Below are 1,947 nucleotides of genomic sequence, written 5' to 3'. Positions count from 1 at the left end.
GGGCTGGCTTTATGGTCGGCGCTGGCAGCGCGCGCGGCCAACCGGGCCGTGCCCGCGGACGGCAACTTTGTCGAGGTGGACGGCGCGCGCATCCATTATGTCGATCAGGGCAGCGGCCCTGTGCTGTTGATGGTCCACGGTCTGATGGGGCAGCTCCGCAACTTCACCTATGCGCTGAGCCAGCGGCTGGCGTCAGATTACCGGGTGATCGCCATCGACCGGCCGGGTTGGGGCCATTCGACCTTTACGGGACGGCGGCCGGGCGTGCTGGAACAGGGGCGGCTGATTGCCCGTGTCGCCGATGCGCTTGGTCTGGAGCGGCCGGTGCTGGTCGGCCATTCGTTGGGGGGCGCGGTTACGCTGGCGGCGGCGTTGGCAGCGCCGGGGCGGTTTGGCGCACTGGCGCTGGTGTCACCGCTCACCCAGCCGGTAAAGGCGCCGCCGCCGCAATTCGCGGGTCTGGCGACCCCGGTCGGTGTGCGACAGGCGCTGTCATGGACGCTGGCGGTGCCGAGCGCGGTGCTGACCGGCCCCGCCGTCGCCGCCGCCGTCTTCGCGCCCGATCCCGTCCCCGCTGATTTCGTGACGAGGGGCGGCGGCGCACTGTCGGCCCGCCCCCAAAGCTACCGCGCCGGATCGTTCGAGGTGATGAACAATGGGCCAGAGGTCGCGTGGATGGCCGCGCATTATCCCGAACTGACGCTGCCGGTCGGCATCCTGTTCGGGCGCGGTGACGCGGTGCTGGACCCGGTATCGCAGGGGAAAGCGACGGTCGCGACGATTCCGGGCGCGCAATTCGACATGGTCGATGGCGGCCACATGCTGCCCGTCACGCATCCGGGCGCCACCGCCGCGTTCATCCGCCGCGTCGCGGGGCTTGCCTGATCGGGCATGGCCCCCGATAGCGGGCCGGGCATGACCCGCGACCCCATCGAAACGCTGAAATCGACGTTCGGCTTCCCTGCCTTTCGCGGGGTGCAGGCCGATGTGGTCGGGCGCGTGCTGGCGGGCCGGCGCACGCTGGCGGTGATGCCGACGGGCGCGGGCAAGTCGCTGACCTATCAACTGCCCAGCGTGATGATGGACGGCACCTGCGTCGTCGTCAGCCCGCTGATCGCGCTGATGCATGACCAGCTTCGCGCAGCGGAAGCCGTGGGCATCCGCGCTGCCACGCTGACCAGCGCCGACACCAACCGGGCCGAGACGATCGAGCGGTTCCGCGCCGGGGCGCTGGATTTGCTCTATATCGCGCCCGAACGCGCATCGACGGGTCACTTCCGCGAACTGCTGAGCGCGTCGCGCATCTGTCTGTTCGCGATCGACGAAGCGCATTGCGTCAGCGAATGGGGGCATGATTTCCGCCCCGATTACCGGCTGCTGCGCCCGCTGCTCGACCAGTTCCCCGATGTCCCGCGCCTGGCGCTGACCGCGACGGCGGACGCGCATACGCGGGCCGACATTCTCGAGCAGCTTGGCATTCCGCAGGACGGCCTGATCGTCGCGGGGTTCGACCGGCCCAACATCCGCTACGTCATCACCCCGCGCGACAATACGACGCGGCAATTGCTGGACGTGATCGCCGAGCATGACGGGCCGGGCATCGTCTATGCCCCCACCCGCGCCGCGACCGAAAAGCTGGCGGCGGCGCTGGCGAAATCGGGGCGCCCGACGCGCGCCTATCACGCCGGGCTGGACCCTGCGATCCGCGCCGCCAACCAGGCGGCGTTCGTCGCGAGCGAGGATATGGTGATCGCCGCGACGGTCGCGTTCGGCATGGGCATCGACAAGCCCGATGTGCGTTTCGTCGCCCATGCCGGGCTGCCCAAGTCGATCGAGGCCTATTATCAGGAAACCGGCCGCGCGGGGCGCGACGGCGACCCGGCGGTAGCGCATCTGTTCTGGGGCGCCGACGATCTGGCCCGCGCGCGCCAGCGGATTGCCGAGGTC

At 69.9% G+C, this 1,947-nt stretch carries 2 protein-coding genes; both read left to right on the top strand.

Annotated elements, in window-relative coordinates; genetic code table 11:
* The coding region (locus VL973_RS07275) for an alpha/beta fold hydrolase (protein WP_325283363.1) at positions 1-885 on the top strand (885 nt) is incomplete at its 5' end.
* 30 nt (positions 886-915) lie between these two features.
* The coding region (locus tag VL973_RS07270; protein ID WP_325283362.1) for a RecQ family ATP-dependent DNA helicase at positions 916-1,947 on the top strand (1,032 nt) is incomplete at its 3' end.

Origin of the sequence: Sphingomonas sp. (assembly GCF_035490575.1) — a bacterium.
Taxonomy (GTDB): domain Bacteria; phylum Pseudomonadota; class Alphaproteobacteria; order Sphingomonadales; family Sphingomonadaceae; genus Sphingomonas.
Note: the sequence above shows the minus strand (reverse complement) of the source record. Positions and strands in the feature narration are given on the sequence as shown.